Genomic DNA, 16736 nt, shown 5'->3' with positions numbered 1-16736 from the left:
AAACAAAGAATAGAACTCTAAATTGCGCGCAATATGGGCAGTGATTTGATTATTACCATTGTGATCATCTGTATAGGAATCGTCCTGTTCATAAAGGATTATTTTTCCATAGATACCACATCCATTATTATAATGGCCCTCTTTATTGTTGCCGGCGTCCTGAATCCAAAGGAAGGTTTTTCGGGATTCAATCATCCGGCCACCATAACCCTGGGGTGCATGTTCGTGGTAAGTGCGGGGGTCTTCAATTCGGGCATCTTGGGAGGTCTTAGCGATAGGATCATAAAACTGGCCAAAATACATTACAGTATTGCCTTGATCACCTTTTGTCTTATTGCGGGCATGTTTTCCGCCTTTGTGAACGATTCCGCGGTGGTGGCGCTACTTTTGCCAATTGCACTGACGGTTTGTAGGGAGACGAAGATATCTCCGGGCATGTTGTTGATTCCCATATCCTTTTCGGCACTTTTTGGGGGCACCTGTACCTTGATAGGCACCTCCACCAATATTTTGGTGAGCAGTTATGCCGAAGAATATGGATTGGAGGGTTTTGGAATGTTCGAGTTTAGCCTGGCCGCCCTTTGCTTGGCGACAATTGGCTTTGCCTATATATTTTTTGTGGCACCGCTGCTCTTGCCAAAGGCGAAAAAAGAGTTGAACGTACTTACGAAAGAAGCAGAAAAGTATATTACCGAACTGTTGGTGGAAAAGGATTGCCCCGATAGCGACAAGCCTTTGCACCTGTCCAAACTGGTCAACGACCATAATGTGCAGATCTTAAGCATTTCCAGGGATAGGTTTAACAGGAAAAGCATTGGCCCCGAAACGTTTATTTTGGAAGGGGACGTAATGAAAGTCCTCGTTCCGCCGAAGACATTGAACGCCATCCGGGACTTAAAAGGCTACAGGGTGACCGGTGACAAACAGTTTAACGAATCAGAACTGGAGAAAAATGTTTATGAGGTTATCGTTCCTTTTGGCTCAAGGCTTACGGAGGGCTCCCTGCGCTCCCTTAATTTTAGGAGGCAATACAATGGATCGGTTTTGGCCATACGGCAGCGAGGGGAGATTTTGTACGAAAAACTGGCCGACGTAAAGTTGACAGAGGGCGATATGCTGTTGATTTTGGGCACTGAAGCCGATGTTGATGTGCTGGTCGAGCAGGGCTTGGTGGTGGCCCTGTCCGAGTATAAGCACCAAAAGGTCAATTATAGAAAAGCGGTTCCCGCTATTGTTATAGCTGTAGGTGTGGTACTGGCGGCCTCGCTCAATCTCACCTCCATTTTGATAAGCAGTATGGTCGGCGCTCTGTTGTTGGTGGCCACATCCACCTTAAAACCGAAAGAGGCATACGAGGCAGTGGAATGGAAGGTCATCTTTATGATGGCAGGCGTACTTTCCATGGGAACGGCCCTTGAAAAGACTGGTGGGGCCGAAAAAATCGCCCTTTTTATAGAGCAGACCTTGGGAAATTATCATGCCCAAGTGACCCTAAGTATATTGTATCTGGTTACTTTTTTGAGCACCAATGTGCTTTCAAGCAAGGCCACGGCCGCTTTGATGACACCGATAGTCATCAGTTTGGCCTCCGCGATGGGGATAAGCGAAAGGCCGTTTTTGGTGGCGGTGATGTTTGCCTGCTCCCTGACCTTTATGACCCCGGTAAGCTATCCGACGAACACCATGGTCTATGCGCCCGGGAATTATAAATTCAATGATTTTCTAAAGGTCGGGACCCCGCTCAATATCATTATCTGGATAGCGGCCACTTTTGTGATACCGTACTTTTTCCCTTTTAATCCGGGAAGCTAAACCGGTTAATCGTTCAGTTTTAGAACGGCCATAAAAGCTTGTTGAGGAATTTCTACGTTGCCCACTTGGCGCATACGTTTTTTACCCTTTTTCTGCTTCTCCAACAATTTACGCTTACGGGAAATATCACCGCCATAACATTTGGCGGTAACATCTTTTCGCAACGCCTTAATGGTTTCCCTGGAAATGATCTTGGAACCGATTGCCGCTTGAATGGGGATATCGAATTGTTGCCTAGGGATGAGCTCCTTTAATTTCTCGCACATTTTTTTACCGATGGTATGTGCATTGTCAAAATGGACCAATGCGGATAAAGCATCCACGGGTTGGGCGTTCAAAAGAATATCTACCCGAACCAGTTTGGACACTCGCATGCCTATGGGCGAATAATCAAAAGAAGCATAACCTTTTGAAACGGTCTTTAAGCGGTCATAAAAATCAAAAACGATCTCGGCCAAGGGCATGTCAAAAATAAGCTCTACCCTTTCCGTGGTCAAATAGGTCTGGTTAACGATCTGTCCCCGTTTCTCTATACATAGGGACATTACGTTCCCAACAAAATCCGACTTCGTGATAATGGTCGCCTTGATATACGGTTCCTCAACCCGATCAACGGTCGATGGGTCGGGAAGGTCGGACGGGTTGTTTACGATAACGGCTGTTTCCCTGTCCTTTGTGGTATAGGCGTGGTAGCTCACGTTGGGCACCGTTGTAATGACGGTCATGTCAAATTCGCGCTCCAAACGCTCTTGGATGATCTCCATGTGCAACATGCCCAAGAACCCGCAGCGGAAACCAAAGCCCAATGCGGCACTGCTTTCAGGGGTGAAGACAAGGGAAGCATCGTTAAGCTGAAGCTTCTCCATGGAGGAGCGCAGATCTTCAAAATCTTCGGTGTCAACTGGGTAGATTCCGGCGAAAACCATGGGTTTTACATCCTCGAAGCCACCGATCGGATTTTTCGTAGGGTTGGCCGAATCGGTAATGGTATCACCGACCTTTACCTCACGGGCATCTTTGATACCGGTGATCAAGTACCCCACATCCCCGGTTGAGATCTTCTGTTTGGGATGTTGCGTAAGTTTCAAGGTTCCGATTTCATCGGCCTCGTACGACCTACCGGTCGCTACAAATTTTATTTTCTGTCCTTTGGTGATTTCACCGTTGACCACCCTAAAATAGGTCTCAACGCCCCTAAATGGATTGTATACGGAATCAAAGACCAATGCCTGCAAAGACTCATCACGGTTGCCTTTTGGAGGGGGAATGCGATCGATGATCGCGGTCAAAATCTCTTGTATGCCTATCCCGGTCTTGGCACTGGCCGGAATTACCTCTTCCGGCTTGCAGCCCAAGAGGTCCACGATATCGTCGGTAACCTCTTCCGGGTTGGCACTTGGAAGGTCGACCTTGTTGAGCACGGGAATGATCTCCAAATCGTTTTCCAGCGCCAAATAAAGGTTGGATATGGTCTGCGCCTGGATACTTTGTGCCGCATCAACTACCAAAAGTGCACCTTCACAGGCAGCAATGGAACGGGAAACTTCATAAGAGAAGTCCACATGACCGGGAGTGTCGATCAAATTGAGCACATATTTTTCCCCATTGTGCATATAGTCCATCTGAATGGCATGGCTCTTTATGGTGATGCCGCGTTCGCGTTCCAAGTCCATATTGTCCAGCAACTGGTCCTGTTTTTCGCGTTCGGTCACCGATCCTGTAAAATCCAACAAACGGTCTGCCAAGGTACTTTTACCGTGGTCTATGTGCGCAATGATGCAAAAATTCCTGATCTTCTCCATATCAACAATAACATACCCTAAAAAAGGGATATAATCAACTGCAAATATAATTGTTTTAAATACCTGTAAACGGTTTTTTCCCAATAAGAAAATTCCTTCGTATTTCGCTCAGAAATAATTTCTTAGATTTGATGCTCAACCCTAACCCCTAATGAAGAACCTCACCTCTATTGTTTTATTGGTGTCCTTTACAATTTGTGGCGCGTACGGCCAAACCTTTACCATTACCGGAAAGGTTGTCGACGAACAAAATCAAGTGGTTCCTTATGCGAACATTCTTTTGCTCGAAGCTGCTGATTCGACGTTTGTTCAAGGGAGTTCTGCCGATGAGGAAGGGTTTTTTAAACTAACCGGGGTAGAGGCCAATCTCTATTTGTTGCAGGCGAGCTATGTGGGAAGTGGCTCTGAGCCAAGGGCGCTGGACATTACAAAAGACGTTTCGTTAGGGGCCTTGATCATACCCATGGAAAGCAACGAGTTGGACGAAGTGGTCGTAACTGCTCAACGCCCAAAGCTTCAAAGATTACCGGACAGACTGGTCTTTACGGTTGAAAATACGGTCGTTTCGCAAGGAACTTCGTGGGATATACTTAAAAATACGCCAGGGGTCATCGTCAATCAAGATAATTTAATGATCCGCGGTCAGAATGCCACGGTGTACCTGAACGATAGAAAAGTACAGCTCTCAGGTCAAGAGGTACAAGATCTGTTACAAGGGCTTTCGGGCACCAACATAAAATCAGTGGAGGTGATTGCCAATCCTCCTGCAAGATATGATGCTGAAGGAGGCCCTATTTTGAATATCGTTACCAGTAAGAACATTGTGCCCGGTTATAAGGGGAGCGTCAACGGAACCTTTACGCAGGCCGTTTTTCCAAAATACAGTATAGGAACAAGCCATTATTACAAAACGGACAAGCTGAACTTGTTTGCCAACTATACCATCAATCCAAAAAAGGAAATCAACAAGACCAAAAAGGGCATCAATTTTATTGATGGTTCCGATGAAGTTTTCTCGATTTGGGACACGGATTATAACCAGACAGATAGGTCACAGTCGCAAAATGCCAGCTTTATTTTGGATTATGATTTTGATGACCGGAACAGCCTGAATGTCACCTCCAACCTGCTTTTCAATCTAGACCAAGAACAGGAGACCTTGCTCAACAACGAAATGCGGAACGGCCAGGCACAATTGGATTCAACATTTACCACGGAGAACAATGCCAATATGGACAATACCAACTTGGCATTCGACCTAACCTATGTGCACAAGCTGAAAAAAGAAGGAGCACAGATCAGGGCCAATGGGCACTATACCTATTTTAAAGGTGAAATGTTCCAGCAACTGAACTCCAATTATTTTGATGCAGAGGGTACTTTTTTGAGGGATTTTGGGTTTGACACCGATTCGGATCAAGAAATCAAAATTTTTACGGGACAACTGGATTATTTTACCCCTGTGGGAAATGCATCCATCGAATCCGGGGCCAAGATGTCATCGATTACCTCAGAAAACACGATGAACTTTTTCAACTTTAATGGAAGTAGCAACACTGTCGATGCATCACAATCGGACCGATATATTTATGATGAAGACGTTTATGCTGCCTATTTGAGCTTTGTAAAAAACTGGGAGAAATGGTCCATGAAACTGGGTATTCGTGGAGAACTCACCAAGGCCGAAGGAAACTCCATTACCTTGGGAGAGACCAACACCCAAGATTTTTTCGAACCGTTTCCTTCCGTGTATGTGCTCTATTCACCATCGGATAAGCATAGCTTTTCTTTTGATTATGGACGAAATATTGACAGGCCCAAGTACAATGACCTGAACCCCTTCCGTTTTTTTTATAATGAAAATGATTTTGAAGAGGGAAATCCCGGATTGCGACCAAGCTTCAGCAACAATTTCAACGTCAACTATACGCTCAACAGCGAATACTTCTTTGATGTGTACTATCGGGACAACGGTAGGAACATTGCCTATTTGGTGTTTCAGGATAATGAGAATCAAACCTTGGTGGAGCTTAAGCAGAACGTATTGGAGAGTAAGTCGTATGGGTTGGACTTTACGGTGAGCAAATCCATTTTGCCCCCCTGGTTCCTGTATGCCTATACTTCCCTGTTCCACGAAGAGGAGACCTATTTGGCCGAGGAAAGTGGAAACGTCCCTTTCACCAACGAAGTAAATGGGGTTTACGCCTATTTTGGCAATTATCTGACGCTCTCCAAGGACGGGACCTTTACGGGCGAAGTGGCGGCGACCTATGTTTCACAATTCCTATATGGTTCGTATGTGTCGGACGAGCAGTTCAATTTGACTATTGGGCTCCGCAAGACCTTGTTTGATAATAAGATTACCTTATCGCTTGCCGCCGAGGATATTTTGGAGCAATACGTGCCCACGTATCGTTCGCAGTATCTCAACCAGGACAATTTTTACCGAAGACGCCCCGAAACGCAGTTTATCCGCTTTGGCTTTACCTATAATTTCGGCAATTTCAGGTTGGACGACAATCAACGCGGAATCGATAAAAACGAGCGCGATCGACTTCAATCGCAGAACTAGCTTTCTGGTTCTATGCTATTTTGTACTTTTGCAGTCCAAAAACCTGTAGGATTTGCCAAAAATTGGAAACATAGAACTCCCTGATTTCCCGCTTCTTCTAGCTCCGATGGAAGATGTAAGCGACCCTCCTTTTCGTAAACTGTGCAAGGAGCAGGGCGCCGATGTGGTGTATACCGAATTTATTTCTTCCGAAGGGTTGATCAGGGATGCCGCCAAAAGTGTCATCAAACTGGACATTTATGAAAAAGAACGCCCTGTGGGCATCCAGATTTTTGGTGCCGAACTGGACTCCATGCTTCAGGCGGTGGATATTGTTGAAAAATCCAACCCGGACATTATCGACATCAATTTTGGCTGTCCCGTAAAAAAGGTGGTCTGCAAAAATGCAGGTGCAGGTATTTTACGCGACATTCCTTTGATGGTGAAGCTGACCGAAGAAATCGTGAAGCGCACCAAATTACCAGTGACCGTAAAGACCCGTTTGGGCTGGGACAACAACTCCATCAAAATTGTTGAGGTAGCCGAGCGTCTTCAAGATGTTGGTATCGAGGCCATCTCCATCCATGGTCGTACCCGTGTGCAGATGTACAAGGGCGAGGCCGATTGGAAGCCCATTGCCGAGGTGAAGAACAACCAACGCATGCACATTCCTGTATTCGGCAACGGTGATGTGGACACCCCCGAAGCAGCGGTTAAAATGCGCGACGAATACGGGCTGGACGGAGCCATGATCGGTAGGGCAAGCATTGGTTACCCTTGGTTTTTTAAGGAAGTGAAGCACTACTTTAAAACAGGCGGGCACTTGGCACCTCCTACTATGCAAGAACGCGTGGATGCGGCCCGCAGGCACCTACAAATGGCCATTGATTGGAAGGGCGAGAAACTGGGCGTTTTTGAAACCAGAAGACACTATACCAACTATTTTAAGGGCATTCCTCACTTTAAGGAGTACCGAATGAAAATGGTGACCAGCGACGATGCTGCGGATGTTTTTGCCGCGTTTGATGAGGTTGAGGAAAAATTCGGGGATTTTCAGTTCGCTTAAGCTGAAATCAATTTTTCGGTGATACGGCTGCTCGCAATTTTGGAAGAGATAACCCCCAAAACCACAATGGTTCCGATTACAATCAACAAGTTGATGACATTGAACTCGACGGGATAGGCCAACGAAGGCGTAATCTTCAACCATCCGAAGGCTAATTGCGACCCGATCAATAAACTTCCTAGGGCAACGCCTATCAACCCGCCAAAAGAAGTGACCAACAACCCTTGTATAAAATAGATGCGGCGCAGTTCCTTAATGGTCGTGCCCAAACTGAACAAGGTTTTGGAATTTTGTTGTTTATCCAAAATCATCATAATAATGGCTCCCACAACATTAAAAAGGGCAATGATGAGCACTAAGGTAAAAATCAAATAGGTCGCTAAATTTTCGGTGTTCAGCATCCGGTAGAGCGATGTATTTTGCTCCCTGCGCGTTAGAACCGATGCTTTTTCGCCCAAAACGGCATTTATGGAATTTCGGACCTCATCCGGAGAGGCATTATCCATCAATTTAAAATTGATACCGGAGACTTCGGTGCTATCTTTCTGCAACAGCTCTTGCACCAAAGCAAGACGGGCAAAAACGTATTTTTTGTCCAAAGATTCCTCCACGGCATACACCCCGCTCACCACCAAGGAAAGGTCGTCATAGGGCTTGGAATTGAACCCTTGTTGGGAAAGGGAACCCTCGCCGGGTTTGGGAACCAAAACTTCCATCGCGGTCCTATTGTTCATGGGCACGCCCAATAGGTTGTAGATACCAATCCCAATAACACCATTGTTAACATCCGACCCCCAATTTCCGAATATAAGGGTGCTGTCCACTCCGGTAACGGCGCGATAGTTTTCATCTACACCTTTTATGTAGGCAATGGTGCTTTTTTCTTTATAGGTAAGGTAGGCCCGCTCTTCCAGCTCCTTGGAAAAATTGGCCAGACCCTCAATTTCTTCAAGGGCCGATTCGTCCTCCGCAGAAATGCTAAAATGCTTGCCCGTGGTGGGGGAAGCTTTCAGATCGGGATCAAAGGTATTGGAAAAGGAAAGGCTGAACGTCTTTAGACCGGCAAAAGCGGAAAGCACGATAAAAAGGGCCGCGGAACCAATCACAATCACCAAAAAAGTAATGAAATTGATGATATTTACCGCATTTTGGCTGCTTTTGGACCGTAGGTAGCGTTTTGCGATATACAGCGGAAAGTTCAAAACTAGGATTTCTTACGTTTGTCGAGCAAGTCCCTGTTCTCGATAGGGTTTTCCTCTCTTTTTAATGATTTTTCAATCCCTTCGATGTATTCAAGGGAATCGTCCAGATAAAAATTGAGTTCGGGCACACGCCTTAGTTGATGCTTGGTACGTTGGGCCAATTCGTAACGGATGGCCACTTGGCTTTCTTTGATGCCCTCCAACAGTTCTTTGGCACCCTTGTTCGGAAAAATGCTCACGTACACTTTGGCCAAGGATAGGTCAACGGTTACGGAAACCTTGGACACGGAGATCAAGGTTCCCTTGAGGCCACCATCGGTAGCGGCCCGTTGTAAAATATCGGCCAGGTCCTTTTGAATGATTCCTGCTATCTTTTTCTGTCTTTGTGTTTCCTCCATACTGCAAAAATAAGCGAATAAATGACTATCCTCACGCTATTAACCATTTACACTCCGTAATTTTGGAAAAAGGTGAAGATTTTAACGCTTATTACATCTTGTATGGATAAAATTGAACACATCGGAATTGCGGTTAAAGACTTGGAGGCATCCAATGCTTTGTTTGAAAAGTTGTTGGGCGTACCCCACTATAAAACGGAGGAAGTGGCCTCGGAAGGGGTAAGGACCTCCTTTTTTAAATCGGGCCCCAATAAGATTGAATTGCTGGAGGCGACCAAGCCCGATAGTCCCATTGCCAAATATTTGGATAAAAAAGGAGAGGGCATCCATCATATTGCTTTTTCCGTAGAGGATATTGTCACAGAAATAGAACGGTTGAAGGCAGAAGGCTTTGTGGTTTTGAATGAAACGCCCAAAAAAGGGGCGGACAACAAACTGGTGGCATTTTTGCATCCAAAGGGCACGAATGGCGTTCTGGTGGAGCTTTGCCAAGAAATAAAAGAAAGCTAGGGGCGTTAAAACCTTGCGCTAAAGAAAAATAAACACTAATATTGCATCCGCAAATTGCGGGTCCTATAGCTCAGTTGGTTAGAGCACCTGACTCATAATCAGGTGGTCCCTGGTTCGAGCCCAGGTGGGACCACGTCAACAAAGATAAACCTTTCAAGCAATTGGAAGGTTTTTCTTTTTTATACGGGTACAACATAGGTACAACATTTCAAAAAGGGGTATTTTAATCCTTGGAGCTTACCCCTGTTCATAGGATGGAGAACAATGATTTAAAGCGTTTTTGCAATAAAACGGTTAGATTAAAAAACCTTAATTATATAGCACTATCTCAATTATGTACTTTTAAGCTATCTAATACAAATTAATCTTTAAATGGCCAATATTACATATTTAGTCGGTGCAGGAGCAAGTCACGGAGCTTTACCTGTAGTTGGAGAAATGTCAGAAAAAATAATAGAAGCTAGAGAATTATTAAGAAATCATGTAAGTAATTCAAATGATCAGCCACTTGCACTTGCTGGGAAACAAACGCAATACACTGTTCATACTGCAAGTGCTAAATTGATGGATGATTTTGATTGGTTAAGTAAATGCGCTATGAATCATGCGAGCATTGATACATATGCTAAAAAGTTATATTTGGCCGGCCACCAACAAGATTTAAGAAGGTTAAAATTGGCTTTATGCGCCTACTTCACCCTTGCTCAGGCAGGAAAAAAAATAGATGTTAGGTATGACACTTTTTTCGCCTCAATAATTAAAATGTCTCAAATAATGCCTGAGAACATTAAAATAGTTACTTGGAATTATGATACTCAATTTGAAATGGCGTCCTGTGACTATAACCAAGAATTTAAAGATATAGCCACAAATGCAATAAAATTACAAGTTAGAGTAAAGGGATTACGAAAAACTAGTGCTAACGGATTTATCATTAGTAAATTAAATGGCGTAGCTGCTTTTCACCAATTAGGGGATAATCAAAACAATTATTTAGCAAACCCGCTTGAGAATCTAAATGATGAGTTTTATAGAGTTTTGCTGACAAATTATATTAACATAAGCTTCAATACTGAATATATTCCATCAATATCATTTGCATGGGAGAGAGATTCTTTTGATCGAGAACCAATTGTTGACTACACGACAAAAAGGATTGCAGACACTGAAATATTAGTGATTATAGGTTATTCATTTCCTTTTTTTAATAGAGAAGTTGATAGAACGCTTTTTGATTCAATGATCAACCTCAAAAAGATATATTATCAAGATATCAATGCTATTAAGCTTATTGATCGATTGCAAGCAGTACAACAACGAATTGACGCAAAACAGATAATTCCTATATCTGAAACGGGTCAATTCTTTTTACCATATGAATTATAAAAGAAAAATTCTATTTCAATCTCCTTAATCTAGGACTAACGGATATATGCTAGACATTTCCCCAAAATTGTATGGGGTATTGCAATTGTAGATTCCCTGCCCACCTTTAAAAGATGTGTTATAGAGGCTCATAAAGATGGACATTTCAAATACCTTCATTTTATCATTATCTTGAAGTATGGAAAAATTGGGCAACATCTTGGCCATCTGGATTCATAGACAAAGAATGCTGTCTATAAAAATGGAATCCAAGGCCAAATATCTTTCCCTGAATGGTCTTTCCATTTTAATCGTCCTTATAAGTTTTATACCCCTAACTCTTCTTTTTTTCATTAGCGGAAAGAATTATACTTGGTTACAGATATTGGCTTACTATATTTTTCAATTACTACTATTATTAATAGTTCTTGTATTTGTAATTGGCTGGTTTAAGGCCAAAGAAATGGCCAATTCTGATTTAGAGGGTTTCTCATTTGTAAGACTATCGTTTAAGAAGATAGACAAGGAATATTTTGGATTTGATGACTCTGATATGGAAAATCTAGAGCTTTTGACAAACCTTTTGCCTTCCAAAGAAAAGATAGTCATTAGGGAAGTCCCAAAGAACAAGCTATCGGGTAATCTTAGGTTTCTTTTTTCGTTTTTGGACCATATTATTGAAAATGGTATTCAAGGGCTCGGAAAGGAATCGAGAGACTCACTTTCTATTTTAGTTCAAAAAAGATTTTCCTTCGATGGTTCCGAAATCAACCTAAATACGTTCGCATCAAGTTACTCCAAATGGTCACAGAAGACCAAAGAAGGGAACTATGATGATACTCGAAAAACTATAGCCAAAGCACTGGGCCTTTCCAATTAATTATAGATTTTTTGCCCAAATCCCGAAAACAAAAGGCAATTAAAGCGCAATCTTCATTTCTCTATTTTTCACTTGCATCAGGTGATATATGTTTGTCCCGTACAAAAAAGTAAGCGGCCGTTTACATATTCTCTAATTCCAATTATCAATAATTATGGAAGAGCAACAGAATGTGTTGACATTACTCAAGGAAATCAAATTTATCCTTGGCCATCAAAAGAAGGTCATGAATGTGGAAGATCTCGCAGCTTATACGGGACTTTCAAAAAGCAAGATTTATAAGCTTACTTCGTTGAAGCTTATCCCTATGAGCAACAACAAACATATTCGTCAAATATTTTTTGACAAGGATACCATTGACAAATGGTTGATGGGCGATTCAAATCTATCCGATGAATTTCTAGAAAAGAAGTTCAATCAACAGCTTCAAAGAAACAAAAACCTCTGAATCTATTGAGGCTCTTTACTGCAATGAAAAGTATTTCGGTTTTCACGCTTGCGTGAAAAAAGGAATAGCAAGAGGGTGATGCGCAAATTGCGCCATCACGGTTGTTTTTGGGTATTCAACAAGTTGAAAACCAGTTGATTGATTGAATTTTGGAATTCTGTTCAAAATCAGGGGCTACAGTAGACTTTTCCCAAATCTACAGTAAACCCTTTGGGAAGCCCTGTAAACACTGGAAATTTTTGACGAAAAAATTGACGCAATTTCACTAAAAAACAAAATCGCACCTATGGAAAAGCAATCAACAAACGGCAGAACAAAGAAAGGAACAGGTGCTTATTCCAATATCACCGTGAAGAAAGAAACGGCCACACGCTTTCGCAGCTATTCCAAAAAGTTCGGCAAATCGCATAGTGAGGTTTTGGATGGAATGGTACAATACTTCAAGGAGAACAACCTTGACCCTTTTGGAGAGGGAACAAAGATCATCCTTGATGGTATCAAAAAATTGGAGCGTCAGATGATGAAAAAATTCGAGAGGCTCATCGCCATTATCAAGGACATGGAAAAGACCAGTATCCGGCCCACGTATGAAATGGTACTGATACTTTTTGAGGCATACGTAAAGGATGGGAAGAGGCCGAGACGAGAACCCGTCCAGATACAGGAAGAGCGAAAAGACTTCTTAAAGCCTAGAAACACCGTTCCAAAAGTGGAGCATGACAGAATATTGCTAGAATTCAAAGAATATAAAAAGCATTGCAATGAAATCCTCATCAATGTGGAAAATGTGGAGCCTATGATGGGAAAGCCATATCTGAAAATCAATATGGGCATTGGGGATTTTGAAGGCCTGAAACATCAATTAAAATAAAAGCCATGTACCTAACCATCTCAGCACAGAAAATAGGCAGTACCTACAACTCCAGTGTCGGGAACTATGTGGACTATCTGGAAAAGGAAAACGAGGACAGATTGCCCGAACTTAGGGAGGAATTCTTTGACCAAGAGAATGACAGCGTAAACCCTCAAACGGTCATCGATGAAATAGATGCCAATACGGCCAAACTGAGGCAGAAAGACCCGAAATTCTACTCCATAGTGGTCAGTCCCAACAAAAGGGAACTTAAGGCCATTGGCAGTGATCCTAACATGCTAAGGGAATATACTAGGAAACTTATGGAGGACTATGCCAAGAGTTTCCATCGCAACCAAGAGGTCAAGGCAGAGAACCTGAAATACTACGCTAAGATAGAGCACGAACGCACCTACAGGGGCTTTGATAGACAAGTGCAGGAGAATGCGCCCTACCGTGGTGAAATAGCAAGGCTCAGGAACGAGATACGGAAAGTGGAACGGGGCGAATCCATTGGGAATGTCAATGAGCTTGAGAAGAGTATTGTAGAACAAACAAGATTGGCACCCCATAAACAGAACGGGCAATTGGTGGCCGCAGGAATGAAAAAAGAGGGGCCACAGACCCATATCCATATCATCGTCAGCAGAAGGGACGTGACGAACACCTATACCCTTTCCCCCATGGCAAAACACAAGGCATCCGAAGTGGAATTGAATGGTAAGATGGTCAAGAGAGGGTTTGATCGCGACAGCTTTTACCAAGCGGCCGAAAAGACCTTTGACCGGACAACAGGGTTCAAAAGGAACTATGTGGAATCCTATGTTGGAAGAAAGGCCCATGCCAAAGAGCCGGGGAAGTTCTTTGCCAAGGTGATGGGACTGCCCACCAAGGAAAAGGACATGGCCTGTAAATTACTGAAAACAATGGGGGTAAAGGCTCCCAGTATACCGACCAATAAAGTACATATGGCGGCCAAGATCATCAAGGCACTTGGAAAGGGTATCAATCAGGCCAGGGGCACAGGTGAGGATATGGGCTATTGAAAACCAAAAAGTAGGTTGCGCCCTATCGGGTTTTTGTTTTACGCTTATCTACCGGAACACTACAAAAACCCGATAGGATCCATGCGCAAAAGTTGGGGTAAGTATTTGGGACGCTTGCAGCGCGAAACATGGTTTCGCTCGCTTTTTTGTTGATTTTTATAAGAAAATCTGATTCAAAGTATTAGGCTATTTCTTGTCCAATAGCTTTTCCAGGTAAGTCACCTTGTCTTTTTCAGCCTGAACAAGACGTTCGTATAGCTCAACTACCTTATCCAATGGATTAAAATTGGGCTGAACATTAATTGCATTGATGGTAGAACTATCATTACTAGTAAAAGTGTTTGATATAATGTTTAGGACGGTTTCCTCAGAAAAATTCTCAATGCCTTCTTTGGTCACGCCCAAAGCCCGTGCAATTTCTTCCAATTTGGCATCATCCACCTTTTCACTGTTCTCAATGTTGGAAACGGCCTGTTGACTAATACCCAGTTCCTCGGCAAGGGTCTCTTGTTTCATTCCACGTAGCTCCCTGATTCTACTGATCTTTCTGCCTATATGGTTGTTCTTGGTCTTTGTCTCCATAACTCAAATATAGGGTGTTTCCCACAATAATCCGATTGTAAAATACAAAACAGCTTCAATAAAGTACAAGTGTACATGGTGGGGTACATGGGAATGTGGTCTTAATATGGTCAGTGATTCTTGAACCTTATAAATCATGAACCCATGAAACACCATACAAACATACCTGAAACCTTTGAAAGAGCGGAGGAACTCTCCAAATTGATTGAAAACATCCTAAACGTGATTACCATTGATGCTGTCTTTTTGTCAAGAAAACAAATAGAGGGTAATTCCACTTATCATATTCTAACACTCTTTACAGATGTAGATAATGACCCCATTCCAACTGAGATATTGGCATTGGTTTCAAAACTAGGAAAAGAACATCCCAATTTCAGAATCAGGATTTATACCGAGGAACAATCTGAAATTGGTCTTTCGCGTGGTTCGCTTTACTTCTTGGAACACTGTTGTCTTGGGGATACGGTTTATGCCCGTATAGAGGGTGCAAACCTCTTGGACTATCCAGAAATGACCCTGACCAATATCATTAAAAGGACCATCCGCAATTATGATTCGGAAATGAAGAAGGTGACAACATTTGCCAATACTGCGGACATCTTGATAAAGGAAGGGGACTATGCCATTGCCACCTTCAACATGCACCAAGCCTTTGAGCTTGGTTTCCGTTTTATAGAACAGATGTGCATAGGAAGGAGCAAGGTTACCCATAGCATCATCAGCCATATCAACTATTGCAAGCATTACTTTCCAACGATTATTCCGTTTACAAAAACCTCTGATTTGGACAACAATGAACTGCTGCTGCTGTTGGAACATGCCTATAGTGTGGCACGCTACGGCAGTGAATTTGAGATTGATAAAATACAGACCCGGACCATTCAATCCGAACTAAAGGAATTTATTGAAAAGATGGAAGCCGTTTATAAGAGACACTATGACCATTGTATGCATAGAATTGAGGGCGAGGAAGATTCCACCGATGTAGTCCAAATTGAAGCCTATAATAATGGGGATGAACTTGAAGAATCCTTATGGGGAAAACTGAAAGATTGGTAGGAAGAACACTTTATTACTTTGATGTCCTTTAATGGACAAAAGACCATAGACATCGCCACAGAGGGCTATTTGGACTCTTCATTTATGATTTCCAATTTGATAAAGGTATGTATTACGGCAATGGAATCAGATATGTTATCCAATCGGGTGGTTCCAGAACCGGAGCATAATATACGTGAAGTGCTTGGATATGTATTGGATATGATACCCCATGATGAAATGAGATTTCTAGATAAGATTAGCAAACTGCTTTCGGAACCGAAATACAATCATGAATCCAAAATAGCATACTATGAAGAAGAATAAAAAGCTAAAGACTTTGGAAGAGATTCAACAGTTGAGGAACAATCTTTCAGGACTGTTGGGAAACAAAAAATGAATCCATGAACCCGAACGAAGAAAAGCTTATAAAAGATTTAAGATTCCACGGGAACGACCATACCCCGACATTGGTTCCCCATCCATGGTTTAAGGACAAGTTCCAACCAACGTTCTTTTATGTTGATGGCCATTCCGATTTATTGTTGACCGTTCGCGCATTGATATACCTTTCCATGCGGGCAATAAACCCCGAATTGGGTTCCGACGATGTAATGGACAGGAATGAAGAGGAATTCATCCATCAAGCGATGACCATTGCCAACCGTTTGATGCCGGTTGGGGAAGAGGCATTGATGGACCATTTGAACCTATTTTATAGGGAAGAAAGGAAAGCCAAAGAAGAGGATTGATTTAAGAAAACAACAAGTAAAGAGATAGCTATGAAAAAGAGCAAAAAGGAATTGAGGAAATTAATGAAATCAGCAAGATATAAGCTGGAGGTACTGGAGCCTACCAATCTACAAAAGGGCAAGTTCAGACCGTCCTTTGTTTTGTTGGATGGATACTTGGACCTTTTTGATACCATTGAGGCATTGATCAATGTGTGTATTTTGGCAACCCAAGGAGAACCATATTCTCCACCGCACGTAAAACAGCCTGGGGAGGATATACGTAAGACCCTAGAACTGGTCACACAACTTTTGCCTTTTGAAGAAGGGGAGTTCTTGGATGAAGTATACCGACTATTGAATAAAGAGAAATCTTGAATCTCTGAGTAGGTTGAGTTTTCAATTAAAGTCGATTGCTAAAAACTAAAAATCACTGTATTTCAGAGGGT

General features: G+C 42.7%; 17 protein-coding genes and 1 tRNA gene. 14 read left to right on the top strand and 4 right to left on the bottom strand.

The window, feature by feature from the left end; all coding sequences use genetic code 11:
* The first annotated feature begins 33 nt into the window (after positions 1–33).
* On the top strand, positions 34–1812 hold the full coding sequence (locus K1F36_RS03700; RefSeq protein ID WP_220112597.1) for an SLC13 family permease: 1779 nt from the start codon (positions 34–36) through the stop codon (positions 1810–1812).
* Positions 1813–1817: 5 nt separating this feature from the next.
* On the opposite strand, the gene lepA is transcribed toward K1F36_RS03700, so the two are convergent.
* Complete coding sequence (gene lepA / locus K1F36_RS03695) at positions 1818–3614, bottom strand: translation elongation factor 4 (protein WP_220112596.1); 1797 nt, start codon at positions 3612–3614, stop codon at positions 1818–1820.
* A gap of 151 nt (positions 3615–3765) precedes the next feature.
* Here lepA and K1F36_RS03690 point away from each other — a divergent pair, with 151 nt between their 5' ends.
* A complete protein-coding gene (locus K1F36_RS03690) occupies positions 3766–6186 on the top strand; it encodes a TonB-dependent receptor (RefSeq protein WP_220112595.1) in 2421 nt (806 codons plus the stop codon).
* Between the two features lie 52 nt (positions 6187–6238).
* Complete coding sequence (gene dusB / locus K1F36_RS03685; RefSeq protein ID WP_220112594.1) at positions 6239–7231, top strand: tRNA dihydrouridine synthase DusB; 993 nt, start codon at positions 6239–6241, stop codon at positions 7229–7231.
* Here the strand turns inward: dusB and K1F36_RS03680 are convergent.
* Positions 7228–8433 carry an ABC transporter permease gene (locus K1F36_RS03680; protein ID WP_220112593.1) on the bottom strand — a complete coding sequence of 402 codons (1206 nt, stop codon included), beginning with the start codon at positions 8431–8433 and terminating at the stop codon, positions 7228–7230. The genes dusB and K1F36_RS03680 overlap by 4 nt on opposite strands.
* Positions 8434–8435: 2 nt before the next feature.
* Positions 8436–8831, bottom strand: coding sequence for a 30S ribosome-binding factor RbfA (rbfA, locus tag K1F36_RS03675; RefSeq protein ID WP_207031130.1), 396 nt, complete (start codon positions 8829–8831; stop codon positions 8436–8438).
* A gap of 102 nt (positions 8832–8933) precedes the next feature.
* On the opposite strand from rbfA, the gene mce reads away from it, so the two are divergent.
* The 7 genes from mce (at position 8934) to mobB (ending at position 13933) form a co-directional block, all read left to right on the top strand.
* The gene (mce, locus tag K1F36_RS03670) at positions 8934–9341 is read left to right on the top strand and encodes a methylmalonyl-CoA epimerase (RefSeq protein ID WP_220112592.1); all 408 of its coding nucleotides are present in this window, start codon (positions 8934–8936) and stop codon (positions 9339–9341) included.
* Positions 9342–9400: 59 nt separating this feature from the next.
* Positions 9401–9474, top strand: a tRNA-Ile gene (locus K1F36_RS03665).
* Between the two features lie 239 nt (positions 9475–9713).
* Positions 9714–10727, top strand: coding sequence for a hypothetical protein (locus K1F36_RS03660; RefSeq protein WP_220112591.1), 1014 nt, complete (start codon positions 9714–9716; stop codon positions 10725–10727).
* A gap of 178 nt (positions 10728–10905) precedes the next feature.
* On the top strand, positions 10906–11586 hold the full coding sequence (locus K1F36_RS03655) for a hypothetical protein (protein WP_220112590.1): 681 nt from the start codon (positions 10906–10908) through the stop codon (positions 11584–11586).
* A 154-nt stretch (positions 11587–11740) separates the two neighbouring features.
* A complete protein-coding gene (locus K1F36_RS03650; RefSeq protein WP_220112589.1) occupies positions 11741–12034 on the top strand; it encodes a helix-turn-helix transcriptional regulator in 294 nt (97 codons plus the stop codon).
* 286 nt (positions 12035–12320) lie between these two features.
* The gene (locus K1F36_RS03645) at positions 12321–12905 is read left to right on the top strand and encodes a BfmA/BtgA family mobilization protein (protein WP_220112588.1); all 585 of its coding nucleotides are present in this window, start codon (positions 12321–12323) and stop codon (positions 12903–12905) included.
* Between the two features lie 5 nt (positions 12906–12910).
* On the top strand, positions 12911–13933 hold the full coding sequence (gene mobB / locus K1F36_RS03640; protein WP_220112587.1) for a MobB family relaxase: 1023 nt from the start codon (positions 12911–12913) through the stop codon (positions 13931–13933).
* 186 nt (positions 13934–14119) lie between these two features.
* Here the strand turns inward: mobB and K1F36_RS03635 are convergent, their stop codons facing one another.
* Positions 14120–14515: a helix-turn-helix domain-containing protein gene (locus K1F36_RS03635; protein WP_220112586.1), complete on the bottom strand. Its 396-nt coding sequence runs from the start codon at positions 14513–14515 to the stop codon at positions 14120–14122.
* Between the two features lie 144 nt (positions 14516–14659).
* Here K1F36_RS03635 and K1F36_RS03630 point away from each other — a divergent pair, with 144 nt between their 5' ends.
* The 4 genes from K1F36_RS03630 to K1F36_RS03615 all read left to right on the top strand — a co-directional run bounded on the left by K1F36_RS03630 (position 14660) and on the right by K1F36_RS03615 (position 16665).
* Positions 14660–15577 (top strand): HEPN domain-containing protein, encoded by a 918-nt coding sequence (locus K1F36_RS03630; RefSeq protein ID WP_220112585.1) that lies wholly within the window; start codon positions 14660–14662, stop codon positions 15575–15577.
* 21 nt (positions 15578–15598) lie between these two features.
* Positions 15599–15883, top strand: a complete 285-nt coding sequence (locus K1F36_RS03625; RefSeq protein ID WP_220112584.1) for a hypothetical protein — start codon at positions 15599–15601, stop codon at positions 15881–15883.
* A gap of 77 nt (positions 15884–15960) precedes the next feature.
* Entirely contained in the window at positions 15961–16308 is a 348-nt protein-coding gene (locus K1F36_RS03620) for a hypothetical protein (protein ID WP_220112583.1), read from the top strand.
* Between the two features lie 30 nt (positions 16309–16338).
* Entirely contained in the window at positions 16339–16665 is a 327-nt protein-coding gene (locus K1F36_RS03615) for a hypothetical protein (RefSeq protein WP_258538925.1), read from the top strand.
* Positions 16666–16736 lie beyond the last annotated feature (71 nt).

The organism is Flagellimonas abyssi, from assembly GCF_019457905.1.
Classification (GTDB): Bacteria; Bacteroidota; Bacteroidia; order Flavobacteriales; family Flavobacteriaceae; genus Flagellimonas; species Flagellimonas abyssi.
Note: the sequence above shows the minus strand (reverse complement) of the source record. Positions and strands in the feature narration are given on the sequence as shown.